Here is a 26747-nt window from a genome sequence, read left to right on the forward strand (position 1 = left end):
GCCGCGGACGCACCCGGTCCGAATGTCGGACGCACGCTCTAGGCTTGTGTGGTGAGCACAGCCCTGTACCGCCGCTACCGGCCAGAGACCTTCGGGGAGATGATCGGTCAGTCGCAGGTGACCGATCCGCTCACGACCGCGTTGCGCGGCGACCGGGTGGGCCACGCCTACCTCTTCTCGGGACCGCGCGGCTGCGGCAAGACCACGTCCGCGCGCATCCTCGCCCGCTGTCTGAACTGCGCCGAGGGCCCCACCGACACGCCGTGCGGCGTCTGCCCGAGCTGCGTCGAGCTGTCCCGCTCGGGCGGCGGATCGCTCGACGTCGTCGAGATCGACGCGGCGAGCCACAACGGCGTCGACGACGCCCGAGACCTCCGCGAGCGGGCCACGTTCGCGCCGAGCCGCGACCGGTTCAAGATCTTCATCCTCGACGAGGCGCACATGGTCACCCCGCAGGGGTTCAACGCGCTGCTCAAGCTCGTCGAGGAGCCGCCGCCGCACGTGAAGTTCATCTTCGCGACGACCGAGCCCGAGAAGGTGCTCGGCACGATCCGGTCCCGCACCCACCACTATCCGTTCCGCCTCGTCCCGCCCGCGGCGATGCTCGCCTACGTCGAGAAGCTCTGCGCCGAGGAGGGCGTCTCGGTCGCGCAAGGGGTTCTGCCCCTCGTGGTGCGCGCCGGCGGCGGCTCGCCGCGAGACACCCTGTCCCTCCTCGATCAGCTCATCGCCGGGTCCGAGGAGGGCGAGGTCACGTACGAGCGCGCGGTCGCGCTCCTCGGCTACACGCACTCCGCGCTGCTCGATGAGATCGTGGACGCGCTCGCCGCGGGCGACGCCTCGACGGCGTTCCCCGCGATCGACCGGGTGGTGCAGACCGGCCAGGATCCGCGTCGGTTCGTCGACGATCTGCTCGAGCGGCTGCGAGACCTCATCGTCATCGCCGCGGTCGGCGAGGGTGCGGCGGCGGTGCTGCGCGGCGTCCCGGAGGACGAGCTCGCCCGCATGCGCGCCCAGGCGGGTGCGTTCGGTGGCCCGAGGCTCTCCCGCGCCGCCGACCTGGTCAGCGCCGCCCTCGACGACATGAGCGGTGCGACCTCCCCGCGGCTGCATCTGGAGCTGCTCGTCGCGCGCGTGCTGACCGCCCTCGCGGGTGAGACGGCGTCCGAGGCCCCACTGTCCGCGCGCGCCGCTCCGACGAGCACGGCGACCTCTCCCTCCGCGCCGGCAGGTCCCGCCGCCGCCGCGTCCGAGGCGCGGACGGCTGCCGCGCCGACGGGCTCCGCGGCCGCCCCGACCGCCTCCGCAAAGCCGACCGCCTCCGCAGAGCCGACCGCTTCCGGCACGCCGAGTGATGCCGCCGCCGTGCCGAACGCTTCCGCCGAGTCGACCGGTTCCGTCGAGTCGACTGGTTCCGTCGAGTCGACCGCCCCCGAGGCGACCCCGGCCGCTTCCGCGCCGTCCGGCGACGCCGGATCCGCTGCCGCGGATGCGCCCATCGCGCAGCCGGCGCGACCGGACGGCCCCGTCGACCTCGACCGGATCCGCGCGGCCTGGCCGGCTGTGCTCGGGCGCCTCGAGAAGCTGAGCCGCGGCTCGTGGCTCGTCGTGACGGCCGTGCAGCCCCTGGCCTTCGACCCCGCGTCCGAGGTGCTGACCCTCGGCTTCCCCGGTCCGAACGACGTCTCCCGGTTCAAGGGCACGAAGCCCGGCGAGGGTCCCTCGGACCACCTCCGCTCGGCGATCGAGTCCGAGCTCGGGATCGTCGTCAAGTATCGTCCTGCCCCGCTTCCCGCGCCCGAACGCGACTTACCCGAACGCGACTTAGACGAGAGCGGGAAGGCCCCGCGACCCGACGAGTCCTCCACGGAACGCCCGCCGTCCGGCGGCCCGTCCGCCCCCCGAGCACCGTCCTCTCCGGCGCCGGTGCGCGGGTCCGCGGCGCCGGTCACGGAGTGGGCCGTCGCGCCGATCCCTCAGGGTGTCGACGAGCCTGCTCCCTCCGCCGCGTCGTCGTCCGCGGGCGTCCCCGAGAACGGGCCCGCGTCGTCGCCGGTTCCCCCATCCGCTCCGGCGCCCTCGGCGGTCGCCACACGGGTCGCGCAGTTCCCCGTGGACGAGGAGCCGGCGGACGTCGAGGCCATGCCGGCGTCCGGCTGGTACGAGCCGGTGCACGACGGTGACGTCCTCGACGACGAGCCGCCCTTCCCGGACGACGAGGCCGACGCCCCCGGCCCCGAGACGGATCCCTCCCTCGCACGACGTCCCGCCGCGGCGGCGATGCCGCAGCCCTCGGCGCCGGCCGCCCCGGGCGGCTCCGGACGCCCTGCCCCTGCCCCCGCGGGACCGGCGCGGTCCGGTGCACCCGGCGTCCAGCGCTACGGCGAGGCCGTGGTCCGCCAGGTGCTCGGGGCGACGTTCGTCCGTGAGGAGCCCTACGAGCCGCAGACGAGGTTCCACTGATGTACGACGGCATCGTCCAGGAGTTGATCGACGAGTTCGGCCGTCTGCCCGGCATCGGGCCGAAGTCGGCGCAGCGCATCACGTTCCACATCCTCCAGACGCCCTCCTTCGACGTGAAGCGGCTCTCGCAGCTGCTCACCGAGGTGCGCGAGCGCGTGCGGTTCTGCGAGATCTGCGGCAACGTCGCCGAGCAGGAGCGGTGCGCGATCTGCCGCGACCCGCGCCGCGACGGAAGCGTGATCTGTGTCGTGGAGGACGCGAAGGACGTCGCCGCGATCGAGCGCACGCGGGAGTTCCGCGGTCTGTACCAGGTGCTCGGCGGGGCGATCAGCCCGATCGCCGGAATCGGTCCCGACGACCTGCGCATCGCGCAGCTCCTGTCCCGGCTCGCCGACGGCACGGTGCAGGAGGTCATCCTCGCGACCAACCCGAACCTGGAGGGGGAGGCGACCGCGAGCTACCTCAGCAGACTGCTCACCAGCATGCAGATCACGGTGTCCCGGCTGGCCTCCGGCCTGCCCGTCGGCGGCGATCTGGAGTACGCCGACGAGGTGACCCTCGGCCGCGCGTTCGAGGGCCGGCGCGTCCTGTGAGCGGCGCGGGTTTCAGCCGGCGCGGCTGGCTGCTCTTCGCGGCCATGTGCGTGCTGTGGGGCGTGCCCTACCTGCTCATCAGCGTCGCCGTGCAGTCGTTCTCGCCCCCCGCGGTGGTGGCGGGGCGCACGCTCATCGCCGCGCTCCTGCTGCTGCCCTTCGCGATCCGCAGCGGCGCGCTCCGTGCGGCGTGGAAGCTGTGGCCCTGGGTGCTCGCGTTCGGACTGGTCGAGATGGCGGGGCCGTTCGTCCTGCTCGGCCACGCGGAGGAGTCCCTGCCGTCCGGGCTGACCGGGCTCCTGGTCGCGACCGTCCCGCTCTTCGCCGCCCTCATCGCGCTCGGAGGCGGGGACCGCGGTGTGCTGGCCCCCGCGCGCCTGGTCGGTCTTCTCGTGGGCTTCGTCGGCGTGGGCGTCGTCGTCGCCGGACCCGGGCTGTTCGGAGGGCGCGTCGACCTCCTCTCCGCGGGGGAGGTGCTGCTCGTCGCCGTCCTCTACGCGACCGCGCCGTTCATCGTCGCCCGCAAGCTGCACGACGTGCCATCGCTCGGCACGATCACGCTCGCCCTGCTCTTCGTCGGCATCCTCTACCTCCCGATCGCGGGCGTCACCCAGCACGAGGTGCCGACCGCGCCCTCGATCGTCGCGCTGATCGCGCTCGCCGTGGTCTGCACCGCGGTCGCGTTCCTCGCCTTCTTCGCCCTCATCAAGGAGGTCGGACCGGTCCGCGCGCCGCTGTTCACGTACGTCAACCCCATCGTCGCGATCGTGCTCGGCTTCCTCGTGCTCGGGGAGCCGCTCACGCCGGGGCTGCTGCTCGGCTTCCCGCTCGTGATCGTCGGGTGCTGGTTCGCGGGGACCGGCGGGCGGCTCCGCGCGCGCACGCCGATCGACCCCGCCGCGGTCGCCGTGACGACCGAAGCGGTGCCGCCCGGCGGGAGGCCCGAGGAACAGCCGGGGCTCACGCGGCCCGGCGGATCCGCTTCCCCAGGGCGATCAGCAGCAGCACGAAGCCCGCGCCGATGAGAATGTGCCCGGCCCCCGCGATGCCCGAGATCGCCTTCGACGGCTCGATCTTCACCACGTCGAGGATCCCGTGCCAGGTCATCATCGCGCCCGTCAGCAGCACGCCCGCGTTGTAGATCCAGAAGAACCAGCGGAACAGCCGACTCGCCGAGAGCGTGAACGTCTTCTCCAGGACGAGGACGACGAGCCCCACGAGCGCCCCGAGCACGAGCAGGTGCGTGTGCACGAGCGCCAGCTGACCGCTGACTCCGTCGGGGAATCCCTGCGCCTTGGTGAACTCCCGAGAGAACACGCCGGCGCCGAGGCCGAGCGCGATCCACACCGTCGTCGAGACGAAGAGTGCGGTGAGGGCGCTGCGGGACGCGGGCGACGTGACGGGGCGGTCGTTGGATGCGGGAGGGGCGGTGATCGTCATGTCTCCACGTTCCCGCGAACCCGGTGGATCCGGATCCACCGAAGGATCGATCTTGCGCCGGGGCGGAGCACGCGCGGAGAGGGGAGAATCGGAGCATGACGATCGCGGCCGAGGATTCCCCCCGCCGGCGCATGCTGCGCGGCGCGCGCTTCGCGCTGCACCTCATCACCGTCGTGCTCGTCGTGGTGACGACCGTACGCGCGGGGACCGAGGGCCCGCTGCTTCCCGTGCTCCTCGCCGCGGCGGTCTATCTGGCCTGGTACGGGGCGGGTGCCGGTTTCGCGCATCGCCGTGCCGCCGGGTGGTGGATGCTCGGTCTCGCCGCGATCTGGATCGGGATGCTCCTGCTGTCGCCGGAGTTCGTCTGGCTCGCGTTCCCGCTGCTGCTGCTCGCGGGGCACGTGCTGCGGCTGCCGCTCTCGCTCCTCTTCGTCGTGATGGTGCTGGCCGCCTCGATCGCGTTCCCTTTGCTGCATCCGGGTGGTGTCCCGGTCGGATCCTCGCTCGCGCACGTCGTCGGCCCTCTCGTCGGCGGTGGCTTCGCGTTCGCGGTGTCGCTCGGCTATGACGCGCTGCTGCGCGACGCCGCCGAGCGCGAGCGGCTGATCGCATCGATGCTGCGCGCACAGCACGAGGCCGAGCGGCTGCACGACGAGCTCGCCGCGAGCCAGCGCGAGGCGGGGGCCACGCGGGAGCGCACCCGGCTCGCCCGCGACCTGCACGACACGATCGCGCAGGAGCTCAGCACCATCGTCATGCTCGCACGGGCCGGAGACAGCGCGGGGCGGCGCGGAACCGTGCAGATCGAGGAACTTGCGCAGCACTCGCTCACCGAGTTGCGTCGGATCGTCGCCGCGCTGGCACCGGCCGATCTCGACGAGTCCGCTCTCGCGGGCGCGCTCGCCCGCCTGCTCGACGCCCTGCGCGACGAGACCGGGATCGGCGTGGAACTGCGCGTCGATCCTGCGCTGCCGGTGCTGAGCACCCCGGTCGAGGTCGCCCTGCTCCGCGTCGCCCAGTCGGCCCTCGCGAACGTGCGCCAGCACGCGGCCGCCTCGTCCGTCACGGCCGAGCTCGACGTGCGGGACGGGCAGGTCCGGCTGCGCATCTGCGACGACGGCGTCGGATTCGACCCGTCCGCCCGCGGATCCGACGCGTCGTACGGCCTGGCCGCGATGCGGTCCCGGATGCGTGAGGGGGCGGGGGAGCTGGAGGTCCGCTCCGCTCCCGGCGAGGGCACCCGGCTGACCGCGACGTTGCCGCTGCCGACCGGTGCGCGGACGGAGGCGTCATGACGATCCGCCTGCTCATCGTCGACGATCACCCGATCGTGCGCGCCGGGATCCGTGCCGTCGTCGAAGCCCGCGGTTTCGAGGTGCTCGCCGAAGTCGGCACCGGCGAAGACGCCGTCGAGGCCGCTCTGCGCCTCGGCCCCGACGTCGTGCTCTGCGATCTGCGTCTCGGCGAGGGCATGGACGGCGTGGCGACGACGGCTGCGTTGCGCGCCCTGCCGGATCCGCCCGCGGTGCTCATCCTCACCACGTTCGACCACGACGCGCAGATCGTGCGCGCCGTCGAAGCCGGCGCCGCGGGGTACCTGCTCAAGGAGGTCGGCGTCGACGTCATCTCCCGGGCGATCGTGGATGCCGCGGCCGGGTCCATCGTGCCGACGCCGGGGGGAGACGAGCGGCTGGTCGCCGCCCTGCGTGCCCCGCGCGTCGAGCTCACCGCCCGCGAGCAGGAGGTCCTCGCGCTCGTCGCGGAAGGGCTCGGCAACAGGGAGATCGCGACGCGGCTCTTCGTCGCCGAGGCGACCGTGAAGACGCACGTGGTGCACCTGCTCGACAAGCTCGGGGTCGACAGCCGCACGGGCGCGGTGTCGGAGGCGCGCCGCCGCGGCCTGCTCTGACGCGACCTCCGCCCGGCGGTCATGCCGGATCCGTCACATGCCGGATCCGGCATGACCGCCGCTCGTAGAATGAGGCTGGCGCGCCGCCCGTGGCGCCCGGCATCCCCAGGAGTTCCTCGTGGCCCTCATCGTGCAGAAGTACGGCGGCTCGTCCGTCGCCGACGCGGAGAGCATCAAGCGCGTCGCCAAGCGCATCGTCGACACCCGCCGCGCGGGGCATGACGTCGTCGTCGCCGTGAGCGCGATGGGCGACACCACCGACGAGCTGCTCGACCTCGCCGCCGAGGTCGCGCCGATCCCCGCTCCCCGGGAACTCGACATGCTGCTCTCCAGCGGGGAGCGCATCTCGATGGCGCTGCTCGCGATGGCGATCCACTCCATGGGCTTCGACGCGCGCTCCTTCACCGGCCCGCAGGCCGGGATGCGCACCGACAGCCGGCACGGATCCGCACGCATCGTCGAGGTCACCCCGACCCGTCTGCGCGAAGCGCTCGACGAGGGGGCGATCGTCATCGTCGCCGGCTTCCAGGGCATCAACGACGACACGCAGGACATCACCACGCTCGGCCGAGGGGGATCCGACACCACCGCCGTCGCGCTCGCCGCGGCGCTCGGCGCCGACGTCTGCGAGATCTACAGCGACGTCGATGGGATCTACACGGCGGATCCGCGGGTGGTCCCGCTCGCGCACAAGCTGGCGCACGTCTCCAGCGAGGAGATGCTCGAGCTCGCGGCCAACGGAGCGAAGGTGCTCTACATCCGCGCCGTCGAGTACGCGCGTCGGCATGGCGTCCTGATCCATGCCCGTTCGACCTTCACGGCGAACGAGGGCACCTACGTTCTGGGCGAGGGAATGAAGAACCCCCGCGAATCCGAGGGAGAAGCCATGGAAGAGCCGATCGTCGCCGGGGTCGCCACCGATCTCAGCCAGGCCAAGGTCACGGTCGCCGGGGTTCCGGACGTCCCGGGCAAAGCGGCCGAGATCTTCAAGATCGTGGCGAAGTCGGGCGCGAACGTCGACATGATCGTGCAGAACGTCTCCGCCGCCTCGACGGGTCGCACCGACATCTCCTTCACGCTGCCGAAGTCCGACGCGGCCGGTGCGCTCAAGGCCCTCGCCGCCGAGCAGTCCGACGTCGGGTTCGAGAGCCTGCTGCACGACGACCAGATCGGCAAGCTCTCGGTGGTCGGCGCCGGCATGCGGACGCACTCCGGCGTGTCCGCGATCCTCTTCGAGGCGCTGTCGACCGCAGGCGTGAACCTGGAGATGATCTCTACCTCGGAGATCCGCATCTCGGTCGTCGTCCGCGGCGACGAGCTCGCCGATGCCGCCCGCGTCGTGCATGCGGCATACGGCCTGGACAGCGAGATCGAGGTCGTGGTGGCGGCCGGCACCGGTCGCTGAGACCGAGAAACCCGCGAGACCGAGCGGTGGAGCCCGGCGCCCTCAGCCCTGCACCGGCGAGGACGACAGCCACTCCGCGAAGGTCGGTCCCACCCGCAGCGCGTCGGGGCCCGGCAGGACGGCGCCCTTGCGCATGGCCCTGAGTTGGGCTCCAGGCATCGAGACGGGAATCACCCCGCCCCGATGCCCGTCGTGTCGGACCTGCTCCCGGATGAGCGCGGAGAGCTGCTCCTCACGAGGCCCCGCGACGTCCTGGGCCCTCCCGGCGGGGCCGCCCTCGAGCACGTCGATTAGGTGTTCCGCGAGGACGGCGGCGGCGATCGGCTGCACGCGCGCCCGCGGAGCGAGCTGGACGCCGGCGAAGCGGGCCTGCCGGGCGATCTGTCCGGCGAACTCGTGGAACTGCGTGGCGCGCACGATGCTCCAGGGGGTCTCCGCGCGTGCGACGACCCGCTCCTGCGCCAGCTTCCCGGCGTAGTAGCCGTACGGCGCCCTGTCGATCCCGACGATCGAGAGGATCAGCAGATGTCCGAGGCCGGTACGGCGGGCCACGGAGGCCAGGGTCTTCGCCGTGGTCTCGAAGAAGCGCACGGCGTTGCTCTCGGACATCGTGGCGACGCTCGTGACGTCGACGGCGGCATCGGCCCCGTCCAGCGCGGCATCGACGCCGGCGCCCGTCGTCAGATCGGCGCCGGTGCTGCGGGCGAGGACGACCGCGTCGTGCCCCCGGCGCTGCGCCGCCTGCACGATGTGACGGCCGACGGTCCCGGTTCCTCCTGCGATGACGATCCTCATGGCTCCATCCTTCCCCCGGCGGCTCGCTGGCGCGCGGCGTCGAGCACGGTGCGGCGTGGGGGAGCGACCGGTGCGCGTCGCCGGCATATGCCCCGGCGGTCGGTGCGGACCCGCTAGACTCTCCCACACCCTGACACCGGCGACAGGCGCGCACTCCGCCGTACCCGGTGGCCCGCGCCTCCGCCTCGTCCGCCGTCCAGCGCGCATCGGCGCGCGGCGCCAAGCCGAGGAAGCATTCCCCATGACCCGCATCTCCGACTCAGGACTCTCCGTCGCCATCGTCGGCGCCACCGGCCAGGTGGGCACCGTCATGCGCGACATCCTCGCGGAACGCTCCTTCCCGATCCGCGAGCTTCGCCTGTTCGCCTCGGCTCGCTCGGCGGGCACCGCGATCGACTTCGGCGGCACGTCGGTGATCGTGGAGGACGTCGAGACGGCGGATCCGGCCGGGATCGACATCGCCCTCTTCTCCGCCGGCGCGACCGCCAGCCGTGCCTACGCGCCGCGGTTCGCCGCGGCGGGCGCCGTCGTCGTGGACAATTCGAGCGCCTGGCGGATGGACCCTGAGGTGCCCCTCGTCGTCAGCGAGGTCAACCCCGAGGCGATCGCCGAGACGCCCAAGGGCATCATCGCGAACCCCAACTGCACGACGATGGCCGCGATGCCGGTGCTCAAGGCGCTGCACGACGAGGCGGGCCTCGAGCGCCTGATCGTGTCGACCTATCAGGCGGTGAGCGGATCCGGTCTCGCCGGCGCGCAGGAGCTGCTGGGTCAGGTCGAGGGCGTGCTCGCGCAGGGGGACACGCTCCGTCTCGTGCACGACGGCTCCGCGCTCGACTTCCCGGAGCCGGAGAAGTATGTGGCGCCGATCGCGTTCGACGTGATCCCGCTCGCCGGCTCCGTGGTCGACGACGGTCTGAACGAGACGGACGAGGAGAAGAAGCTGCGCAACGAGAGCCGCAAGATCCTCGGGCTGCCCGACCTCCGCGTCGCGGGCACCTGCGTGCGCGTCCCCGTCTTCACCGGCCACTCGCTCTCGATCAACGCGGAGTTCGCCGCGGACATCACCCCGGAGCGCGCCTACGAGGTGCTGGCCGCCGCTCCCGGCATCGTGGTCGAGGAGGTCCCGACCCCGCTGTACGCGGCGGGCAAGGACCCGAGCTACGTGGGACGCATCCGCGCCGACCAGTCCGCGCCGGAGGGCAAGGGGCTCGTGCTGTTCCTCAGCAACGACAACCTGCGCAAGGGCGCCGCGCTCAACGCCGTCCAGGTCGCCGAACTCGTCGCGGCGCGTCTCGGATCCTGACGCGGGGCGCGTGTCGCGGGGGTGGGTCGTCGCCGCGGGAGGGCCGCCCGTCCGGCGAATCCTCGACGGCGGATGGCCGACTCGGCGAAGAGCGGTACCCCGGCGGGCAACTAGACTGTTCGAGTGACTGAATCCGTCGACGTCGTCCTCATCGGCGGTGGCATCATGAGCGCCACCCTGGGAACCCTGCTCCGCGAACTGCAGCCCGACTGGAAGGTCGTCGCGTTCGAGCGTCTGAGCGAGGTGGCCGAGGAGAGCTCGAACGCCTGGAACAACGCCGGTACGGGCCACGCGGCCCTCTGCGAGCTGAACTACATGCCCGAGGGCAAGGACGGCTCGCTCGACCCGGCCAAGGCGATCGGCATCAACGAGCAGTTCCAGCTCAGCCGTCAGCTCTGGTCGACGCTCGTGGATCGCGGCGTGCTCGACGCGCCCACCACGTTCATCAACTCGACCCCGCACATGACGTTCGTGCGGGGCCAGAAGGACGTCGACTACCTGCGTCGCCGCTACGAGGTGCTCAAGCAGCAGCCGCTGTTCGAGGGCATCGAGTACAGCGAGGACTCCCGGGTCATCAACCAGTGGGCGCCGCTGCTCATGCAGAAGAGGCGCAAGGGCGAGCCGTTCGCCGCGACCCGCACGCCCAGCGGCACGGACGTCGACTTCGGATCCCTCACGCGTCAGCTCTTCGACCGTCTCACCGAGGACGAGAACTTCACCCTGCGCACCAACACGGAGGTCCGCTCGCTGAAGAAGCAGAAGGACGGCACCTGGCTCGTCCGCTACCGCAACAACGTCGGACGCTCGACGGGGCAGGTGCGCGCCCGCTTCGTGTTCGTCGGCGCCGGCGGCTGGGCGCTCAAGCTGCTGCAGGGATCCGGGATCGACGAGATCAAGGGCTACGGCTGCTTCCCGATCGGCGGTCAGTGGCTGAAGACCTCCAACCCCGCGATCGTCTCCCAGCACCAGGCGAAGGTGTACTCCCAGGCGCCGGTCGGCGCGCCCCCGATGTCCGTGCCGCATCTGGACACGCGCGTGGTGGACGGCGACACGAGCCTGCTCTTCGGCCCCTTCGCAACGTTCAGCCCGAAGTTCCTCAAGCAGGGCGGCATGCTCGACATCGTCACGCAGGTGCGCCCGCACAACCTGGGCAGCATGCTGAAGGTCGCGTTCACGAATTTCGACCTCATCAAGTACCTCGTGAGCGAGCTGCTCAAGACGCACCACAAGAAGGTCTCGACCCTGCGCGAGTTCATGCCCACCGCGCAGGACGAGGACTGGGAGCTGCTCCAAGCCGGTCAGCGCGCGCAGGTCATGAAGGGCGGCAAGCTGCAGTTCGGCACCGAGGTCGTCGCGGCCGCGGACGGCACGATCGCGGGCCTGCTCGGGGCGTCCCCCGGTGCCTCCACCGCCGTGCCGGTCATGCTCGACGTGCTGCAGCGCTGCTTCCCCGACAAGGCCGCGGAGTGGGCGCCCAAGCTCCAGGCGCTCATCCCGACGCTCGGCGAGAAGCTGAACGACGACGCCGCGGATGCTGAGGCATCGATGGCGTCCACCGCGAAGACGCTCGACCTCACCGCCTGATCCCGCGCCGTGGCCAAGTTGTACTTCCGCTACGGGGCGATGAACTCCGGAAAGTCGACGGCGCTGCTGCAGGCCGCGTACAACTACGAGGAGCGCGGGCAGACCGTGCTGCTCGCCAAGCCCGCGATCGACACCAAGGGCGCCTCGCAGATCGAGAGCCGCCTCGGCATGACCCGGGAGGTCGACTTCCTCATCGGCGCCGGCCAGGACGCCGGACGGCTCTTCCGCGACGAGCGGGAGGGCGTGCGACGGAGCGGATCCGACGTCGCCTGTCTGCTCGTCGACGAGGCGCAGTTCCTCGCGCCCGCGCAGGTCGACGACCTGTTCCGGATCGCGGTCGAGGACGACATCCCGGTGCTCGCCTACGGGATCCGCAACGACTTCCTCACGCACGCGTTCCCCGGCTCCGGGCGGCTTCTCGCGATCGCGCACACGCTGGAGGAGCTCAAGACGATCTGCCGCTGCGGGCGCAAGGCGGTCTTCAACGGCCGACGCATCGGCGACCGTTTCGTCTTCGACGGCGATCAGGTCGCGATCGACGGGGAATCCGTCGCCTACGAGTCCCTCTGCGGGCACTGCTACCTCGAGGAGTCCGGCGGACGCCTGGGCTGATCGCCCCGCTGCACGACGGCTCTCCAGGGAGGCTTGCGTGGTCTGACCACACCTTCTAGGCTGTGGTCAGACCACAGGAGGAACGCATGACCGAGGCCGCCGCGGCGCCCGTCCGCACCTGGCGCACCGTGCTGCAGCACATCGAGCGGTGCCTGACGGACGGCTCGCTCGGCCAGGGCGACCGCCTTCCCAGCGAGCGCGATCTCGCGGCGGAGCTCGGCGTCGGCCGCTCGAGCGTGCGCGAGGCGATCCGGGTCCTCGAGGTCATGGGGCTGATCCGCACGGCCACCGGATCGGGACCGCACGCGGGCGCGGTGCTCGTCGCGGCGCCTGGGGGAGGGCTCTCGGCGCTGCTCCGACTGCAGGTGGCCGCACAGGGCTTCTCGATCGCGGACGTGGTCGACACGCGCCTCATCCTGGAGCAGGCCGTGGTCACCGCCCTGGCCGACGCGACGGACAGCGACACCACGGAGGCCCATCGGATCCTCGATGCGATGGACGGCGACCTCTCCGCACCGGCGTTCGTCGCGCTCGATGCCCGGCTGCACCTCGCCCTCGCCGAGGCGAGCGGGAACGCCGTCGTCGCGGCGATGATGACCGGGCTCCGCGAGGCCATCGAGGCCTATGCGCTGACCGGGTCCCTGCGCATCGACGACTGGTCCGCGATGGCCGACCTGCTCCGCGCCCAGCACCGCGACATCGTCCGCGCGATCGATGAGGGGCGCACCGGCGACGCCGTGACCGCGATCCGTGCACACATCGGCGGCTACTACGCCGCCACCGGGCTCGGACACGAGCCGCGACGAGACTGAGAGAAGGAACCCCCATGGTGCAGCGACAGCTTCCCCGTCCCGCCGAGCTCTTCGAGCTGATGCGCTTCAAGACGCCCGAGTTCGACGGCACGAAACGGCGCCTCGACGCCGCGCTCACGATCGATGACCTGCGCGCGATCGCGAAGCGGCGCACCCCGAAGGCCGCCTTCGACTACACCGACGGCGCCGCGGAGGGCGAGATCTCGATCGCCCGGGCCCGACAGGCGTTCCGCGACGTCGAGTTCCACCCCGGCATCCTCGCCCCCGCGCCGGAGCTGGACACGAGCACGGAGATCCTCGGCGGACGCAGCGCCCTGCCGTTCGGCATCGCGCCGACGGGCTTCACCCGACTCATGCAGACCGAGGGCGAGACCGCCGGGGCCGGGGCCGCCGCGGCCGCGGGGATCCCCTTCACGCTCTCGACCCTGGGCACGACGACGATCGAGGACGTGAAGGCCGTCGCCACGCGGGACGCCGCGGACGGCTTCCCCGCGCGCACCTGGTTCCAGCTCTACGTGATGCGCGACCGCGAGATCTCCTACGGGCTGACCCGGCGCGCGGCCGAGGCCGGCTACGACACCCTCATGTTCACCGTCGACACGCCCGTCGCCGGAGCGCGCCTGCGCGACAAGCGCAACGGGTTCTCGATCCCCCCGCAGCTCACCCTGGGGACGATCCTGAACGCCATCCCGCGCCCGTGGTGGTGGATCGATTTCCTCACCACCCCGAAGCTCGAGTTCGCGTCGCTGTCGACGACGGGCGGCACCGTAGGCCAACTGATCGATGCGGCGATGGATCCGACGATCGGCTACGACGACCTCGCCGTGATCCGCGACCTCTGGCCCGGCAAGCTCCTCGTGAAGGGCGTGCAGACGGTCGAGGACGCCGTGCGGCTCACGGACACCCACGGAGTGGACGGGATCGTGCTCTCCAACCACGGCGGACGTCAGCTCGACCGGGCGCCGATCCCGTTCCACCTGCTTCCGCAGGTGCGCGCAGCCGTCGGCGACGACGTCACGGTCATGCTCGACACCGGGATCATGAACGGTGCCGACATCGTGGCAGCTGTCGCACTCGGTGCCGACTTCGCGCTCATCGGACGGGCCTACCTGTACGGCCTGATGGCGGGCGGGCGCCGGGGAGTGGATCGGACCATCGCGATCCTGCGGACCGAGATCGAACGGACGATGCGACTGCTGGGCGTCTCGTCGCTCGCCGAGCTCGAACCCGGGCACGTCACGCAGCTCACGCGTCTGGTTCCCGTCGCACCGCAGCTTCGCGCGGCGGTGCGCTGAGGGAGGGCGCCTCAGTCCGCCAGGGTGGGCAGGAGCGCGTCGAGCGCGTCCGCCGTCTCCTCCCAGCCCTCGACGGGAACGCTGGGCACGCCGAGGGCCTTGACGGGGTAGTCGTTGCCGCCCTCGTCGAGCCGGTCGCCGTAGAAGAGCATCTCCGCGAAGGGGATCCCCGTGCGCTCGGCGAGCTCGGTCATGCCGTAGGCCTTGTCGATGCCGGCCCGCGTGATGTCGATCGATGTGGAACCGCCGGAGCGGACCTCGAGGTCCGGGACACGGGGGGCGACGGCGTCGCGGAGGGCCGCCCGACGGCTGCCGTCGGGGTCCCAGGCCTTCTTCGCGTCGTGCGGCGCCCTCTGGCCCAGGGCCGAGAAGGTGATCTGGGAGCCCCGGTCCTCGAGGATGGGACCCCAGGGCTCGCTCTCCCAGAGGCCCAGCCGTCGTGCCTCCTCCTCGAGCGCGTCGAGCGCGGCCCGCTTCTGCGTCGCACTGAGATCGCGGGCGTAGACGAGCGAGAAGCCCGAACCGTCATGGCGCAGATAGCGGGTGCCGCAGGTCGGGAGCAGATGGATCCGGTCCAACACGGAATCGTCCGCCTCGCCTAGCCGGTCGATGACCTGCGTGCGGAACTGCTCCTCGTTGCCCCCGGAGATGATCGCGACGTCCACCCGCTCGGCCAGGGCGAGAAGGAGGGCGGCGATGCGAGGCGGGATCGCGCTCTTGGACGGGGCGAGGGTGTCGTCGAGGTCGAAGGCGACCAGCCGGGGTGACGTCATAACGCCTTCCAGGATAGGGGAGGGGCCTGAGCCGCGTGGGCGGATACGAGGAGAGGGACCGACCCTGCGGTCGATCCCTCTCCTCGTGATGTCGGGGTGACAGGATTTGAACCTGCGGCCTCTTCGTCCCGAACGAAGCGCGCTACCAAGCTGCGCCACACCCCGTGGCAACCGTTCAAGTCTATACGGAAACGGGGCAGGGGACGAATCCGTGCAGATCCCGCGCGTGGCGGCTCAGCCCCGGGGAAGGAGCGTGAGCAGGGTCGCCTCGGGACGGCAGGCGAACCGCACGGGCGCGTAGATCGAGTGCCCGCAGCCCGCGCTCACGTTCAACGGAACGGTGCGCCCCGCGTGCGTCCACCTGCTGAGGCCCTTGGCCTGCTTCAGCGGGATGTCGCAGTTCGCGACGATCGCGCCGTAGCCGGGGATGCAGACCTGTCCGCCGTGGGTGTGGCCTCCCAGGATCGCGTCGGCGCCGAGGTCGGTGAACGTGTCGAGCACCCGCCGATAGGGGGCGTGGGTCACCCCGAGCACGGGGACGTCCGCGGAGCGCGGGCCGAGCGCGTCGATCGCTGCGGGCAGCGCCTGCAGGTCGTCCCAGTGGCGGTGTGCGTCGTCGACGCCGAAGAGATCGACCCTGTCGCCCGCGATCCGCAGCGACGCGGCCGCGTTGTCCAGGTCGATCCAGCCCAGCTCCTCGGTGAAGAACGCGTCGAGCGCCGCAGTGTCCAGGCGCTTCGCATCGGGCTTCCGTCGCGACGGACCGGTGAAGTAGAGGAAGGGGTTGCGCGGGGCGGGGGCGAACTTGTCGTTCGATCCGTGCACGAAGACGCCGGGGATCCCGGCGAACGGCGAGAACGCCGCGCGCACCCCCGCGAGCCCGTCCTCGTGACCCAGGTTGTCACCCGTGTTCACCACGAGATCGGGTCTCAGGGCGGCGAGGGACGCGAGCCAGCGCTGCTTGCGATGCTGCCAGGGAGCCATGTGCGCATCCGACACGTGCAGGATCCGCAGCGGTCGCGATCCGGCGGGCAGGGAGCGGGCCGTCGCGTGACGCAGCGTGAACAGGTAGCGCTCGATGCCGATGCCCCACGTCGCCGCGGCGACGCCGGCGGCCCCCACCGCGCCGAGTGCGATGAGGGCCGGACGAGCGGAGCGCGTCGACGTCACGGCTGGCAGTTCGGCTTCGTGAAGTTGAGCGACACGGACGACCCCTTGGCAACGGCGGTTCCGGCGGCGGGGTTGGTCGCGGAGACCGTTCCGGAATCGTCCCCTGCTCCCGGGGTGCAGGTGCCCTTCGCGGCCTGGAAGCCGGCCTTCTGCAGCGCGGTCGCGGCGTCGCCCATCGTCATCCCGACGACATTGGGCACGGTCGTGCCCTGGCCGTTGCTCGGCGAGATCGTGACCGTGCTGCCGGTGACCACCTGGCCCGGTCCCGGATCCTGCTGCGCGACCTGATCCGTCGGCAGATTGCTCTGCACGGCGGGGCCGACGACGACCGAGAACCCGGCGCCCTCGAGCGTCTGCCGCGCCTGGTCGACGGTCTGGCCGACCACGCTCGGCAGCGCCGTATACGACTGCTTGAGCTGGCTCTGCACCGGGCTCGGGAAGTCGCCGCCGGGGGCGAACTCGTCCGCCGCGCGCAGGATCGCCTTGCTCAACGGATAGCGGATGTTCGGGACATCGATGTCCTGCGTGGAGAAGTCGTTGATGTCGACGTCTCCGCTCGCCTGACCGACCCAGACGCCCGTGGTCGACGTGGTCGACGAAGCCATGAGCATGGTCTGCGAGTTGTTGTGCGAACCGGTCTTGCCGATCAGGGGGGTGCCGTCGAACGGGTTGGCCTGTGAACCCGTGCCTCCGCTGTTCATGACGCCCTGGAGGGCGTACGCGGCTCCGGCGGCAATCTCGGGCTTCAGCACCTGGGTGCAGGTCGTCGGGGCGAGGGGGATGTCAGCACCGTCGGGTCCGGTGATCTTGTCGATCGCGTGCGGGTCGCAGCGCGTGCCGTTGTTCGCGATCGCCGCGTAGACGGCGGCCATGTCCAGCGGGGCGATGTTCTTCGAGCCCAGCACGTCGAACGGAGCGGGGGCCTTCGCAAGGGTGTTCCCCTGGTCGTCGACGATGTCGCTGCGGTTGTTGACCGGGAGCATCTTGCCCTGGTACTCGGTACCCAGATGCGCGCCCATCCGAGCGGCCAGGTCGTTGATGTCACAGAGGTCGAGCTTTGCAGCCATCGCGAGGAAGCCGCTGTTCAACGATGCCGCGGTGAACTGCATCGGGGTTCCCACATATCCGCGCTGGCTCTGGAAGTTCGCCACGTCTGAGGTCATCGGAAGGGTCTGCGTGCCGCAATGCATGGTCTGGCGGCGGAGGTTGCCGTCGACCGTTTCGCGCAGGGAGTGCCCCTTCTCGAGCCAGTCGAGCAGGGTGAACACCTTGTACGTCGATCCGACCGAGAAGCCGATGCCGCCGCCGTGGGCCTGATCCGCGGCGTACACGATCCCGGTCTGCCCGGGGGGTGCGTCCTGCGCCTCGTTGAAGGTGGTGTTCTGCGCGAGGGCGAGGATCCGACCCGTCTTGGGGTCGAGGTTGACCGCGGCCGCGCCGAAGTCCATGCCCTCGATCGTCGGCGTCGTGTAGTCGTGCATCGCCTGCACGGCCGCGCCCTGCATCGTGGCGGAGAGGGTGGTGTAGACGTTCAGGCCGCCACGGAGGAGCTTGTCCTGACGGTCGGCGCTACCCGCCTTGCCCAACGCGCTGTCGAGCGAGGCGTCGCCCTCGAGGGTCGACTTGACGTACTGGCAGAAGTAGGCGTTGTCACCGGCGCCCGCGCACCCGGACGGCGGGGCCTGGATGTTCGGGGTGATCGGCTCCGCCTTGGCGGCCTTGTAGGCCTCCTCGGTGATCTTGCCGTTCGCGTACATGCGGTAGAGCACGTAGTTGCGGCGGACCAGTGTGTCCTTGAAGCCGTCCTTCGGGGAGTTCGAGCAGTTCTCGCCCTTCGCATCGCAGATCGTCGGATCCTGCAGGTCGATGCGGAACGCGTTCGGGTTCTGCACCATGCCGGCGAGCGTGGCCGCCTGCGCGAGGCTGAGGTTCTTCGCGGAGACGCCGAAGTAGCGGTTCGCCGCGGCCTCGATGCCGTAGGTGGTGCCGCCGAAGTTCGCGAGGTTCAGGTAGCCGATGAGGATGTCGTTCTTCGAGTACTTCTTCTCGATCGCCGTCGCGTAGCGGATCTCCTGCAGCTTGCGGGCGATGCCCTTGCTGCCCTGGGTCGACGCGGCGTCGAGCCAGCACTGATTGAGTTTCGCGTCCCGATCCTTGTCGGCCAGAGCCACGCCCTGCTCGCACTCCTGAAGGAGCACGTTCTTGACGTACTGCTGGCTGATCGACGAGCCGCCTCGGGTGGTCGAGCCGCTCGCGTTGCCCACGATCGCCTTGACCGTGCCGACGATGTCCACGCCGCCGTGCGAGTAGTAGTTCTTGTCCTCGCTGGAGAGCAGCGCGTCGTAGAGCACGGGCGCGACCTGGTCGAACGCGACGGGCACGCGGTTCTGGTCGTAGAACCGAGCCATCACCTGGTCGTTGCCGTTGCCGTCCTTGGCGAAGATGGTCGTGGGCTGCATGGGACGGTCGACCGTGAGGTTCGAGGGGAGGTTCTCGAAGAGGTCGATCGACTGCGCGGCAGCGGCGCCGGTCACGGCGAACACCGGGGTCACGGTGGCCGTCACGAGCACACCGGCGACGACGCTGAGGCCGACAAGGCCGGCCAGGCCGCTGAGCACACCGGTGAGCGTGCGTTTGGTCTGAGGCATACGCTTGATCGTAGGGGAGTTCCCTGAACGCATACTTTGACGCGTCCGCGCGCGTCCCGAGCCCGCCAGGAGTGCCATGACCACGTGGGAGTACCTCACCACGCCGCTGCTGATCCACAACACCGCCGCGATCCTCAACAACTGGGGCAAGCAGGGCTGGGAACTGGTCCAGGTCGTGACCGGGCCGGAGGGCGGCCTCGTCGCCTATTTCAAGCGTCCGATCGGCGGTGAGGCGACGGCGAACACCGGCCTCGGCGCCGCCGCGGAGGCCGCCCGTCAGTTCGAAGGAGAACGCGCATGACCGTCAGCACCCGCCTCGCCGAGCTGGGGATCGAGCTTCCGTCCGTCGCGGCCCCCGTGGCCGCCTATGTCCCCGCCCGTGTGCACGAGGGACTCGTGCACACCTCGGGGCAGCTGCCGTTCGTCCACGGCTCGCTGCCCGCCACGGGCAAGGTGGGTGCGGAGGTCTCGGCCGAGGACGCGAAGGCGCTCGCCCGCACGTGCGCGCTCAACGCGCTCGCCGCCGCCGCGGACGCCGCGGGCGGCGTGGATCGCCTCGGCGGCGTCCTGCGCGTCGGCGGCTTCGTCGCGTCCGACCCCGCCTTCTCCGGCCAGCCGGGTGTGATCAACGGCGCGAGCGAGGTGCTCGGCGAGATCTTCGGCGACGCGGGCCGCCACGTGCGCGCGGCGGTCGGCGTCGCGGTTCTCCCGCTCGACAGCCCGGTCGAGGTCGAGGTGTCGTTCACGCTCGCCTGATCCCGGTCCACGCGACGAAGAGACCCCGCCCCTCCGAGGAGAGGCGGGGTCTCTTCGTCCGCGCGATCGACGTGACCCGGGTCTAGGTGACCTGGGTCTACTTGACCTGGGCGGAGATCACGCTCATCACCGCGGTGTCGGCGAGAGTCGTGGTGTCGCCGACCTCGCGGCCCTCCGCCACGTCGCGCAGCAGACGGCGCATGATCTTGCCGGAGCGGGTCTTCGGCAGCTCGCCCACGATGTAGACGTCCCGCGGACGGGCGATCGGTCCGATCGTTTCGCCGACCCAGCCGCGCAGCTGCTGCGCCAGGCCTTCGGGGGAGTGCGCCTTGAGGTAGCTCTCCTTGATGATCACGAAGGCGACGACCGCCTGGCCCGTGGTCTCGTCCGAAGCGCCGACGACGGCCGCCTCCGCCGTGGACTCGTGGGCGACCAGGGCCGACTCGATCTCCGCCGTCGAGAGCCGGTGACCCGAGACGTTCATCACGTCGTCCACGCGGCCGAGCAGCCAGAGGTCGCCGTCCTCGTCGAGGCGGGCGCCGTCGCCGGCGAAGTAGTAGCCCTGCTTCGCGAACTTCTCCCAGTAGGTCTCGACGAAGCGCTCCGGGTCGCCCCAGATGCCGCGGAGCATGCTCGGCCACGGCTTCGTGATCGCCAGCAGACCGCCGCCGCCGATGCCGACCGCGTTCCCGTCGTCGTCGACGACGTCGATAGAGATGCCGGGGAGCGGAACCTGCGCCGATCCGGGCTTGGTGGCCGTGATGCCGGGGAGCGGCGAGACCATGATCGCTCCGGTCTCGGTCTGCCACCAGGTGTCGACGATCGGCGCGCGGTCGCCGCCGATGACGTCCCGATACCAGATCCAGGCCTCCGGGTTGATCGGTTCGCCGACCGATCCGAGCACGCGGATGCTGGACAGGTCGAACTCGTTCGGGATCTGCCGGCCGAGCTTCATGAAGGACCGGATCGCGGTCGGCGCGGTGTAGAAGATGCTCACGCCGTACTTCTGGATGATCTCCCACCACCGGCCGGGGTGCGGAGCGTCCGGGGTGCCCTCGTAGAGCACCTGCGTGGCGCCGTTGGCGAGGGGGCCGTAGGCGACGTAGGTGTGGCCGGTGATCCAGCCGATGTCGGCGGTGCACCAGTAGACGTCGGACTCGGGATGCAGGTCGAACACGTTCCGGTGCGTGTACGCGGCCTGCGTGAGGTAGCCGCCGGAGGTGTGCAGGATTCCCTTCGGCTTCCCGGTCGTGCCCGAGGTGTAGAGGATGAACAGCGGGTTCTCGGCGGGGAACGGCTGCGCCGTGTGCTCGGCGGAGGCGGCGGGAACGGCCTCGTGGTACCAGACGTCCCGGTCGGCGTTCCACTCGACTTCGTTGCCGCCGCGGCGGACCACGAGCACGTGCTCCACGGTGCGCTGCTCGCCCTCGCCGCGGTCCGCCAGCGCCTGGTCGACCGCGGGCTTCAGGGCAGAGACGCGGCCCTTGCGGTAGCCGCCGTCCGCGGTGATGACGACCTTCGCGCCCGCGTCGTCGATGCGCGAGCGCAGGCTGTCCGCACTGAACCCGCCGAAGACGACCGAGTGGACCGCGCCGATCCGGGCGACCGCCAGCATGGCGGCGACGGCCTCGGGGATCATCGGGAGGTAGATCGCGACGCGATCGCCGTGACCGACGCCCATGCCCTCCAGCACGTTCGCGAGGCGCTTGACCTCCTCGGTCAGCTCGGCGTAGGTGATGCGTCGCTCGTCGCCGGGCTCGCCCTCCCAGAGCAGTGCGACGCGGTCCCCGTCGCCCGCCTCGACATGGCGGTCCAGGCAGTTGTAGGCGACGTTCAGCGCGCCGTCCTGGAACCACTTCGCGAACGGCGGCGTGGACCAGTCCAACACCTCGGTGAACGGCGTGTGCCAGTGCAGCCGGCGGGCCTGCTCCGCCCAGAACGCCTCGCGATCCGTCGCGGCCTCGGTGTAGAGCTCGGGCTGGGCGACGGCCTGGGCGGAGAACTCCGCGGAGGGCGGGAAGACCCGGGTCTCCTCGAAGACGTGATCGATCTGGCTGCTCATGATGAGGAGACGCTCCTTTGCGGGTCGTGCATCGCGCGCGTTCTCGCGGCGACATCGCGAATATAGCTGTGCCCATCGTCCTCTGATACCGCCGGAAGTCGGTAGTGCGGCTGGTTTTGTTCACGGTCCTTTCGTGCGTACACTGACCAGCGGCCGATCACATCGAATCCGGCTTCTGCGGACGCGACGACCCCCTGCGTCGCCCGCATCTGGGGCGGCATCCCATTCCCCCCGTGGGATGCCGCCCTTCTCCGTCCCCCGGCCTCTGCCCCGTCGGAAAAGCGCTCTGCACGGGCCTCGGTAGCCCGCACCCTCGGTGAGGGCGGTCCTGGGAGTGGGCGGTGGTAGTTCCGCACAGGGAGGAAGCCCCGTGTGTTGCTCACCGGTTGCGGGAACGGCATCCCACGGGGTTCCGCCGGTGCATAGCGTCAGGGCATGTCGTCGTCCTTCGTCATCGTCCCTCGCGCCCCTGCGGACGCCGCAGACACGCTGGAGATCGATCCGGCCTTCGGCGATCTCGCCGCTCACGCCGCCGATCCGGCGGTCACCGACCTGTTCCTCAACGGCGCGGATGGTCTGTACGTCGACCGGGGAGCCGGTGCCGAGCCTGTGCCGGGGTGGAGCGCCTCGGAACGGGAGGTGCGCGAGCTCGCCGTCCGCCTCGTCGCGCTCGGGGGGCGCCATCTCGACGATCAGGCTCCGTGCGTCGACGTGCGTCTGGCGTCCGGCGTGCGCGTGCACGCGGTCCTTGCACCCGTCGCAGTCTCGGGCACCGCCGTCTCCGTGCGGATCCCGCGCGTGCGCGCGGGCGACCTCGATGACCTGGCCCGTCTCGGGGCCGTCGACGATGCCCAGCGGCGTTGGTTGGAATCCCTCGTCCAGGCGCGGCAGAACGTCCTCCTCACGGGCGGGACGGGAACCGGCAAGACGACGATGCTCGCCGCGCTCCTCGCGCACGTCCCGCCGCACGAGCGCATCGTGACCATCGAAGACGTCGCCGAGCTTCGCCCCCGTCATCCGCATCACGTCGCCCTCGAAGCCCGTCAGCCCAATCTCGAGGGAGCCGGTGCGATCCCTGTGGCCCGGCTCGTGCGTGAATCGCTCCGGATGCGTCCTGATCGGCTCATCGTGGGGGAATGCCGCGGCGAGGAGATCCGGGATCTGCTGACGGCGCTCAACACCGGGCACGACGGCGGTGCCGGCACCCTGCACGCCAGCGGGCTCGCCGATGTCCCTGCACGACTCGAAGCCCTCGGCGCACTCGCGGGAATGGATCCGCCGGCGCTCGCGCGGCAGGCGGTGAGTGCCTTCTCCTTCGTCCTGCATCTCGTGAGAGACCGTTCGGGGCGGCGTCGATTGGCGCAGGCCGGCGTGCTCCGCCTGCACCGGGAGCACCTCGGGATCGAGGAGGGACGGCCGTGGTGAGGCGGAGCACGTCGTCGCCACGACCTCGGCCAGCGCGAGGCCCTCGACGTCGGAGCCCGAGTCGGACGGGGCGTTCCGCCGAGGCGGAGGTCGCGGAGCGCGTGCGCACGCTCGCGGTGCTGCTGCAGGCGGGGGCGGCACCGCCGTCGGCCTGGCGCCACCTTGCGGAGAGCGGGGTCGCGGAGGCCGCCACGGTGAACGAGGTGCTCGAAGACGGTGGCGAACTCGCCGCCGCCGTGCGGGCGCAGGGTGGCATCTGGGAGGTCGTCGCGGCGGCGTGGAACATCGCCACCACCGTCGGTGCGCCGCTGGGCGAGGCGCTGCGGGCCATCGCGGCCGCGCTGGACGGGGCTTCAGAGATCCGCGACGAGATCGCGGTCGCCCTGGCCGAACCCGCCGGGACAGCGCGACTCATGCTGTGGCTGCCTCTCGTCGGACTGCTGCTCGGGACGGCACTCGGATTCGACACCGTGCACGTGCTGCTCACTCGGCCCGCGGGGTGGGTGTGCCTCGCAGCGGGGGCCGGGCTCTTGCTCTGCGCTCGGCTGTGGACGCGTGCCCTGATCCGGCGGGCTGAGCCGACGACCGACATCCCCGGGATCCGCGCCGAGCTCCTCGTGGTCGCGCTCGCGGGAGGAACGGCCATTTCGCGGGCGCAGCAACTCGTCGCCGACGAGAGCGGGGCAGGGGACCGGGACGGATCCGCCGCGTCGATCGAACGAATCCTGCGCCTGTCGTCCGCGGCCGGCGTCCCGGCGATCGAGCTGCTCCGTGCGGAGGCGGACCGCGCGCGGCGAGACGCGCGCACCGCTGGGCGCACGGCCGCGGCTCGGCTGAGCGCGCGTCTCCTGCTGCCACTCGGCGTGTGCACCCTCCCCGCCTTCCTGCTGCTCGGCGTCGCGCCCCTGATTCTCAGCGTCCTCGCGACGACGCCGTTGCCCTTCCGCTGACCCGGCGTGCAGGCATCCCGACGACTCCCCGGAAGACGCCCGCAGAAACCCCGAAAACCATCCACAGAGAAGAGAAGAGAAGAGAAGAGAAGAGGTTCACCATGAACAAGCAAGGACTCCTGATCCACGACGGCCCCATGACGTCGCCCGATTTCGCGCTGCGGCCGCTGACCCGCAGTCGAGCGGCGGCCCTGTTCGGCGATGAGAGCGGGGCGGCCACCGCCGAGTACGCGATCGCGACGATGGCTTTCGTCACGGAGAAAAAGCATACTTGGCTCGTCTACGCGTCGCTAAGATCCAGCTTCTTTCTACGACGTACGGCCAGACGCGGCCCCATCGCTCGCTTGCGAAGCGCGCTCTCATTTCTGCGAACCCGTTACGTTCGTCTTTCTACGCCCTCTTCATATCCCAGTCGCGTCCCAGTCGCGCGCGCGAGATCTGCCAGCGCCTGGGCCAATGGGCGAAGCGACGCGAGCTCATACTTCACGCCATCGAGCACGTCGCGCGGCCCATAGCTCATCAAACCGCGGGTCCTCGCCGAGAGGAGCTGGGTCATGGCGTCGACAGCTTGGTGAGGTTCGCGGCGTACGATCGCAATATCGGCTCGCGTGTCAGACAGGAGGACCGGATGTCGGACCTGGTGCGACCACTGACTCTGGATGCCGCTGCTGCGAAGCTGCTGGAATCGATCGACGCGAGCGAGTGCGACCCGGAAATTATGGAATCGCTCCAGCGCGAGGCGGCCCGCTTGTCTAAGCGCTTGCGCCCGCCGAGCCCCGGCCTGTCGATGGAACTGCGTGCGTATCTCGTGGAGTCTGGTGCTTTAACATCGGAGCGGTTCGTTCAGACCGAGCAACGGGTGGCTCGCGGCGAGCTGCGTGAGGATGAGAACCGCACACGTCTCGGAACCGTCGCGCGTTCGTACGGTGAGCGAGCGGCCGCGGCGCGGTTAGGGCTGGAAGTCGACGAGTTCCGAATGCGCCAACGAGCGGGTGCACTGTATTCGTTCGACGCATCCGGTGTGACGGTTTACCCGAAATGGCAATTCACCGACCAAACCGATGACGGTCTCTTGCCGCACCTTGCGCTTGTCCTAACCTGGCTCCTCGAAGACTGGCACCCTGCAAGCGTCGAGGGATTCATGACCACGCCGAAGGACAGCCTGATCTACCGTGGCGAGTGGCAGACGCCTACTCAGTGGCTGCTCCAGGGTTTTGACCTGCGTGCCATCGAGCGGATCCTCGAAGGTGCGCGGTGGCGGTGACGACAGGCGGGGTGCTCGCGGCGCTGTCTTCACTCTTCGGTGTTCTGCCGCTGGGCTCGATTGCGGCTAGACGACCATTGCGCACCGCGGACGACTTCTTGTTCGACGCGAGCGCTGGTCGGTGACGCCGGGCCGGCCTGGTGCCGACGCGGCAGTCGAGACCCGATCATGCGGAAAGATGGTCCCGTGTCCACCCGCATTCACGCGATCCAGTGGCGAGACGACGGGCTAGTCGTTGTGAAGCTTGCGGACGGTCGCATCACTGCTGAGGCGGATCTCACCGGTCTCGCAGGCATGCTTGAGCTGTTCTCGGTGGTCGAGTATCGCCCCTGGCATCGTCGTCTGATCTTCAAGTTTCGCGATGGCTACGGTTTCGATTGCGAGCTCGGAACGGCCAGAGTCCCTTCGCCGATTCGTGGTCGTCCAGTCGTGTATCTGGACCAAAACCAGTGGAGCAGCCTCAGTAAGGCGCTCTTCGCGCCTCAGCGTATTCCAGACTCCGAGCGTCTCGCTGCAGTGCGACTGCTCATGATGGCCGAAGCGGGCGAGGTCATCCTGCCGCTTTCGTCCGCGCATCTGTCGGAAACCGGCGCCTGGTCGAATGACGTCGGGCGTGCGGAGCTTGCACGGACATTACTCGCTGGCAGTCGAGGCTGGCAGATGCGGGATGCGCTGGAAGTGCGGGCGGACGAGTTCCGACACTGCCTCGCGGAGCTCGCGGTAATCGACGTCGCGCCGCGGGCTCCCGTGATCACGCTAGAGCCATACGCGGCGCTCGACTCGAGTGTCCGAGGGGATGACGAGAGTGCATCACTTCCTGACGGTCTTCCCGAGGCGTGGAAGTTCGGCTATCTGTCAATCCTGTCGAACACCGTCTACGTAGCCTGTCTCCTGGATCGTGAGCCGACGCCGCGCGGCTCACTCGCCGGATGGTTGGCGCGTGTGCAGCAGTTCTCCTCCTGGCTCGATGGAGAACAGCATAGAAGCAAGAGCGATCGTCGCAAGGCCGCACGGCTGTTCTCTGCTGCGGACGCGACCACTGAAATAGCAACGGCCGCCGCAGAGATCGGCGCGACTCCCGCTCAGGTGACGAAATGGTTCGCAGGCGCTTGGGACCAAATGAGTCTCGGTTCCCCCGCGACCACTCTTTTCCGCTCGGTGATGGTCGACAAGATGCTCGCTGGTGCTCGCTGGGAGGAGAACGACCTCACCGACCTCATGTACCTCTGCACCGCTGCCGCCTATTGCGATCACGTGGTTGGAGAGCGCCGAACCATCGGATTGCTCCGGCAGTCCGTGCGCCGTCTGGCCTCACCGGTGCAGTTGCACACAAACCTCGTTGCGGTCGTCAACGCGCTGCGCCCTCCGGACGAGTGGTCAGACAGTGGGTCGCGGACCGTTCGTCATCACGACCAAGCCCGCTAAGGTGCGGCCACTACTCACGCGAAGAGTCACCAAGACCCTCAGCATTCCCGCCCGACGAGG

23 protein-coding genes and 1 tRNA gene are annotated in these 26747 nt (G+C 70.3%); 17 read left to right on the forward strand and 7 right to left on the reverse strand.

Annotation, left to right across the window (positions count from 1 at the left end):
• Positions 1-51 precede the first annotated feature (51 nt).
• Genes Q0P88_RS09160 through Q0P88_RS09170 form a run of 3 tightly spaced genes read left to right on the forward strand, consistent with a single transcriptional unit; the run spans position 52 to position 4081 of the window.
• A complete protein-coding gene (locus Q0P88_RS09160) occupies positions 52-2463 on the forward strand; it encodes a DNA polymerase III subunit gamma and tau (RefSeq protein ID WP_295013344.1) in 2412 nt (803 codons plus the stop codon).
• The gene (recR, locus tag Q0P88_RS09165) at positions 2463-3056 is read left to right on the forward strand and encodes a recombination mediator RecR (protein ID WP_295013346.1); all 594 of its coding nucleotides are present in this window, start codon (positions 2463-2465) and stop codon (positions 3054-3056) included. The genes Q0P88_RS09160 and recR overlap by 1 nt, the downstream gene beginning before the upstream one ends.
• On the forward strand, positions 3053-4081 hold the full coding sequence (locus tag Q0P88_RS09170) for a DMT family transporter (RefSeq protein ID WP_295013348.1): 1029 nt from the start codon (positions 3053-3055) through the stop codon (positions 4079-4081). Before recR ends, Q0P88_RS09170 begins: the two co-directional genes overlap by 4 nt.
• Here the strand turns inward: Q0P88_RS09170 and Q0P88_RS09175 are convergent.
• Positions 4017-4496 (reverse strand): DUF2871 domain-containing protein, encoded by a 480-nt coding sequence (locus Q0P88_RS09175; RefSeq protein ID WP_295013350.1) that lies wholly within the window; start codon positions 4494-4496, stop codon positions 4017-4019. The two genes, Q0P88_RS09170 and Q0P88_RS09175, sit on opposite strands and share 65 nt — an antisense overlap.
• A gap of 95 nt (positions 4497-4591) precedes the next feature.
• On the opposite strand from Q0P88_RS09175, the gene Q0P88_RS09180 reads away from it, so the two are divergent.
• From Q0P88_RS09180 to Q0P88_RS09190, 3 genes are all read left to right on the forward strand, one after another.
• Positions 4592-5791 (forward strand): histidine kinase, encoded by a 1200-nt coding sequence (locus Q0P88_RS09180; RefSeq protein ID WP_295013352.1) that lies wholly within the window; start codon positions 4592-4594, stop codon positions 5789-5791.
• On the forward strand, positions 5788-6405 hold the full coding sequence (locus Q0P88_RS09185) for a response regulator transcription factor (protein ID WP_295013354.1): 618 nt from the start codon (positions 5788-5790) through the stop codon (positions 6403-6405). The genes Q0P88_RS09180 and Q0P88_RS09185 overlap by 4 nt, the downstream gene beginning before the upstream one ends.
• Positions 6406-6523: 118 nt before the next feature.
• Positions 6524-7810, forward strand: a complete 1287-nt coding sequence (locus Q0P88_RS09190) for an aspartate kinase (protein WP_295013356.1) — start codon at positions 6524-6526, stop codon at positions 7808-7810.
• 42 nt (positions 7811-7852) lie between these two features.
• Here Q0P88_RS09190 and Q0P88_RS09195 read toward each other — a convergent pair whose 3' ends face one another.
• Positions 7853-8605, reverse strand: coding sequence for an SDR family oxidoreductase (locus tag Q0P88_RS09195; protein ID WP_295013358.1), 753 nt, complete (start codon positions 8603-8605; stop codon positions 7853-7855).
• A 241-nt stretch (positions 8606-8846) separates the two neighbouring features.
• Here Q0P88_RS09195 and Q0P88_RS09200 point away from each other — a divergent pair, with 241 nt between their 5' ends.
• The 5 genes from Q0P88_RS09200 (at position 8847) to Q0P88_RS09220 (ending at position 14214) form a co-directional block, all read left to right on the forward strand.
• On the forward strand, positions 8847-9911 hold the full coding sequence (locus Q0P88_RS09200) for an aspartate-semialdehyde dehydrogenase (protein ID WP_295013360.1): 1065 nt from the start codon (positions 8847-8849) through the stop codon (positions 9909-9911).
• A gap of 123 nt (positions 9912-10034) precedes the next feature.
• Entirely contained in the window at positions 10035-11495 is a 1461-nt protein-coding gene (mqo, locus tag Q0P88_RS09205) for a malate dehydrogenase (quinone) (RefSeq protein ID WP_295013362.1), read from the forward strand.
• 9 nt (positions 11496-11504) lie between these two features.
• Positions 11505-12107 (forward strand): thymidine kinase, encoded by a 603-nt coding sequence (locus Q0P88_RS09210; protein WP_295013364.1) that lies wholly within the window; start codon positions 11505-11507, stop codon positions 12105-12107.
• 86 nt (positions 12108-12193) lie between these two features.
• Positions 12194-12919, forward strand: coding sequence for a FadR/GntR family transcriptional regulator (locus Q0P88_RS09215; protein ID WP_295013366.1), 726 nt, complete (start codon positions 12194-12196; stop codon positions 12917-12919).
• A 14-nt stretch (positions 12920-12933) separates the two neighbouring features.
• Positions 12934-14214: an alpha-hydroxy acid oxidase gene (locus Q0P88_RS09220; RefSeq protein WP_295013368.1), complete on the forward strand. Its 1281-nt coding sequence runs from the start codon at positions 12934-12936 to the stop codon at positions 14212-14214.
• An 11-nt stretch (positions 14215-14225) separates the two neighbouring features.
• Here Q0P88_RS09220 and Q0P88_RS09225 read toward each other — a convergent pair whose 3' ends face one another.
• The 4 genes from Q0P88_RS09225 to Q0P88_RS09240 all read right to left on the reverse strand — a co-directional run bounded on the left by Q0P88_RS09225 (position 14226) and on the right by Q0P88_RS09240 (position 18805).
• On the reverse strand, positions 14226-14987 hold the full coding sequence (locus tag Q0P88_RS09225; RefSeq protein ID WP_295013370.1) for an HAD-IIB family hydrolase: 762 nt from the start codon (positions 14985-14987) through the stop codon (positions 14226-14228).
• A gap of 91 nt (positions 14988-15078) precedes the next feature.
• Positions 15079-15152 (reverse strand) — tRNA-Pro (locus Q0P88_RS09230).
• Positions 15153-15221: 69 nt separating this feature from the next.
• Complete coding sequence (locus tag Q0P88_RS09235; RefSeq protein WP_295013390.1) at positions 15222-16166, reverse strand: metallophosphoesterase; 945 nt, start codon at positions 16164-16166, stop codon at positions 15222-15224.
• Complete coding sequence (locus tag Q0P88_RS09240) at positions 16154-18805, reverse strand: penicillin-binding protein (RefSeq protein WP_295013372.1); 2652 nt, start codon at positions 18803-18805, stop codon at positions 16154-16156. Before Q0P88_RS09240 ends, Q0P88_RS09235 begins: the two co-directional genes overlap by 13 nt.
• Before the next feature lie 76 nt (positions 18806-18881).
• Between Q0P88_RS09240 and Q0P88_RS09245 the strand changes: the two genes are divergently transcribed.
• Both Q0P88_RS09245 and Q0P88_RS09250 read left to right on the forward strand, forming a co-directional pair.
• Positions 18882-19106 (forward strand): hypothetical protein, encoded by a 225-nt coding sequence (locus Q0P88_RS09245; RefSeq protein WP_295013374.1) that lies wholly within the window; start codon positions 18882-18884, stop codon positions 19104-19106.
• Positions 19103-19561, forward strand: coding sequence for a RidA family protein (locus tag Q0P88_RS09250; RefSeq protein ID WP_295013376.1), 459 nt, complete (start codon positions 19103-19105; stop codon positions 19559-19561). Before Q0P88_RS09245 ends, Q0P88_RS09250 begins: the two co-directional genes overlap by 4 nt.
• Before the next feature lie 97 nt (positions 19562-19658).
• Here the strand turns inward: Q0P88_RS09250 and acs are convergent, their stop codons facing one another.
• Positions 19659-21623, reverse strand: coding sequence for an acetate--CoA ligase (acs, locus tag Q0P88_RS09255; protein WP_295013378.1), 1965 nt, complete (start codon positions 21621-21623; stop codon positions 19659-19661).
• A 435-nt stretch (positions 21624-22058) separates the two neighbouring features.
• Here acs and Q0P88_RS09260 point away from each other — a divergent pair, with 435 nt between their 5' ends.
• The 4 genes from Q0P88_RS09260 (at position 22059) to Q0P88_RS09275 (ending at position 26687) form a co-directional block, all read left to right on the forward strand.
• A complete protein-coding gene (locus Q0P88_RS09260) occupies positions 22059-23048 on the forward strand; it encodes a TadA family conjugal transfer-associated ATPase (RefSeq protein ID WP_295013380.1) in 990 nt (329 codons plus the stop codon).
• Between the two features lie 101 nt (positions 23049-23149).
• Complete coding sequence (locus Q0P88_RS09265) at positions 23150-23998, forward strand: type II secretion system F family protein (RefSeq protein WP_295013382.1); 849 nt, start codon at positions 23150-23152, stop codon at positions 23996-23998.
• A 628-nt stretch (positions 23999-24626) separates the two neighbouring features.
• On the forward strand, positions 24627-25262 hold the full coding sequence (locus Q0P88_RS09270; protein ID WP_295013384.1) for a hypothetical protein: 636 nt from the start codon (positions 24627-24629) through the stop codon (positions 25260-25262).
• A 186-nt stretch (positions 25263-25448) separates the two neighbouring features.
• The gene (locus Q0P88_RS09275) at positions 25449-26687 is read left to right on the forward strand and encodes a hypothetical protein (protein WP_295013386.1); all 1239 of its coding nucleotides are present in this window, start codon (positions 25449-25451) and stop codon (positions 26685-26687) included.
• The last annotated feature ends 60 nt before the right edge of the window (positions 26688-26747 follow it).

Source organism: uncultured Microbacterium sp., from assembly GCF_945952435.1.
Taxonomy (GTDB): Bacteria; Actinomycetota; Actinomycetes; order Actinomycetales; family Microbacteriaceae; genus Microbacterium.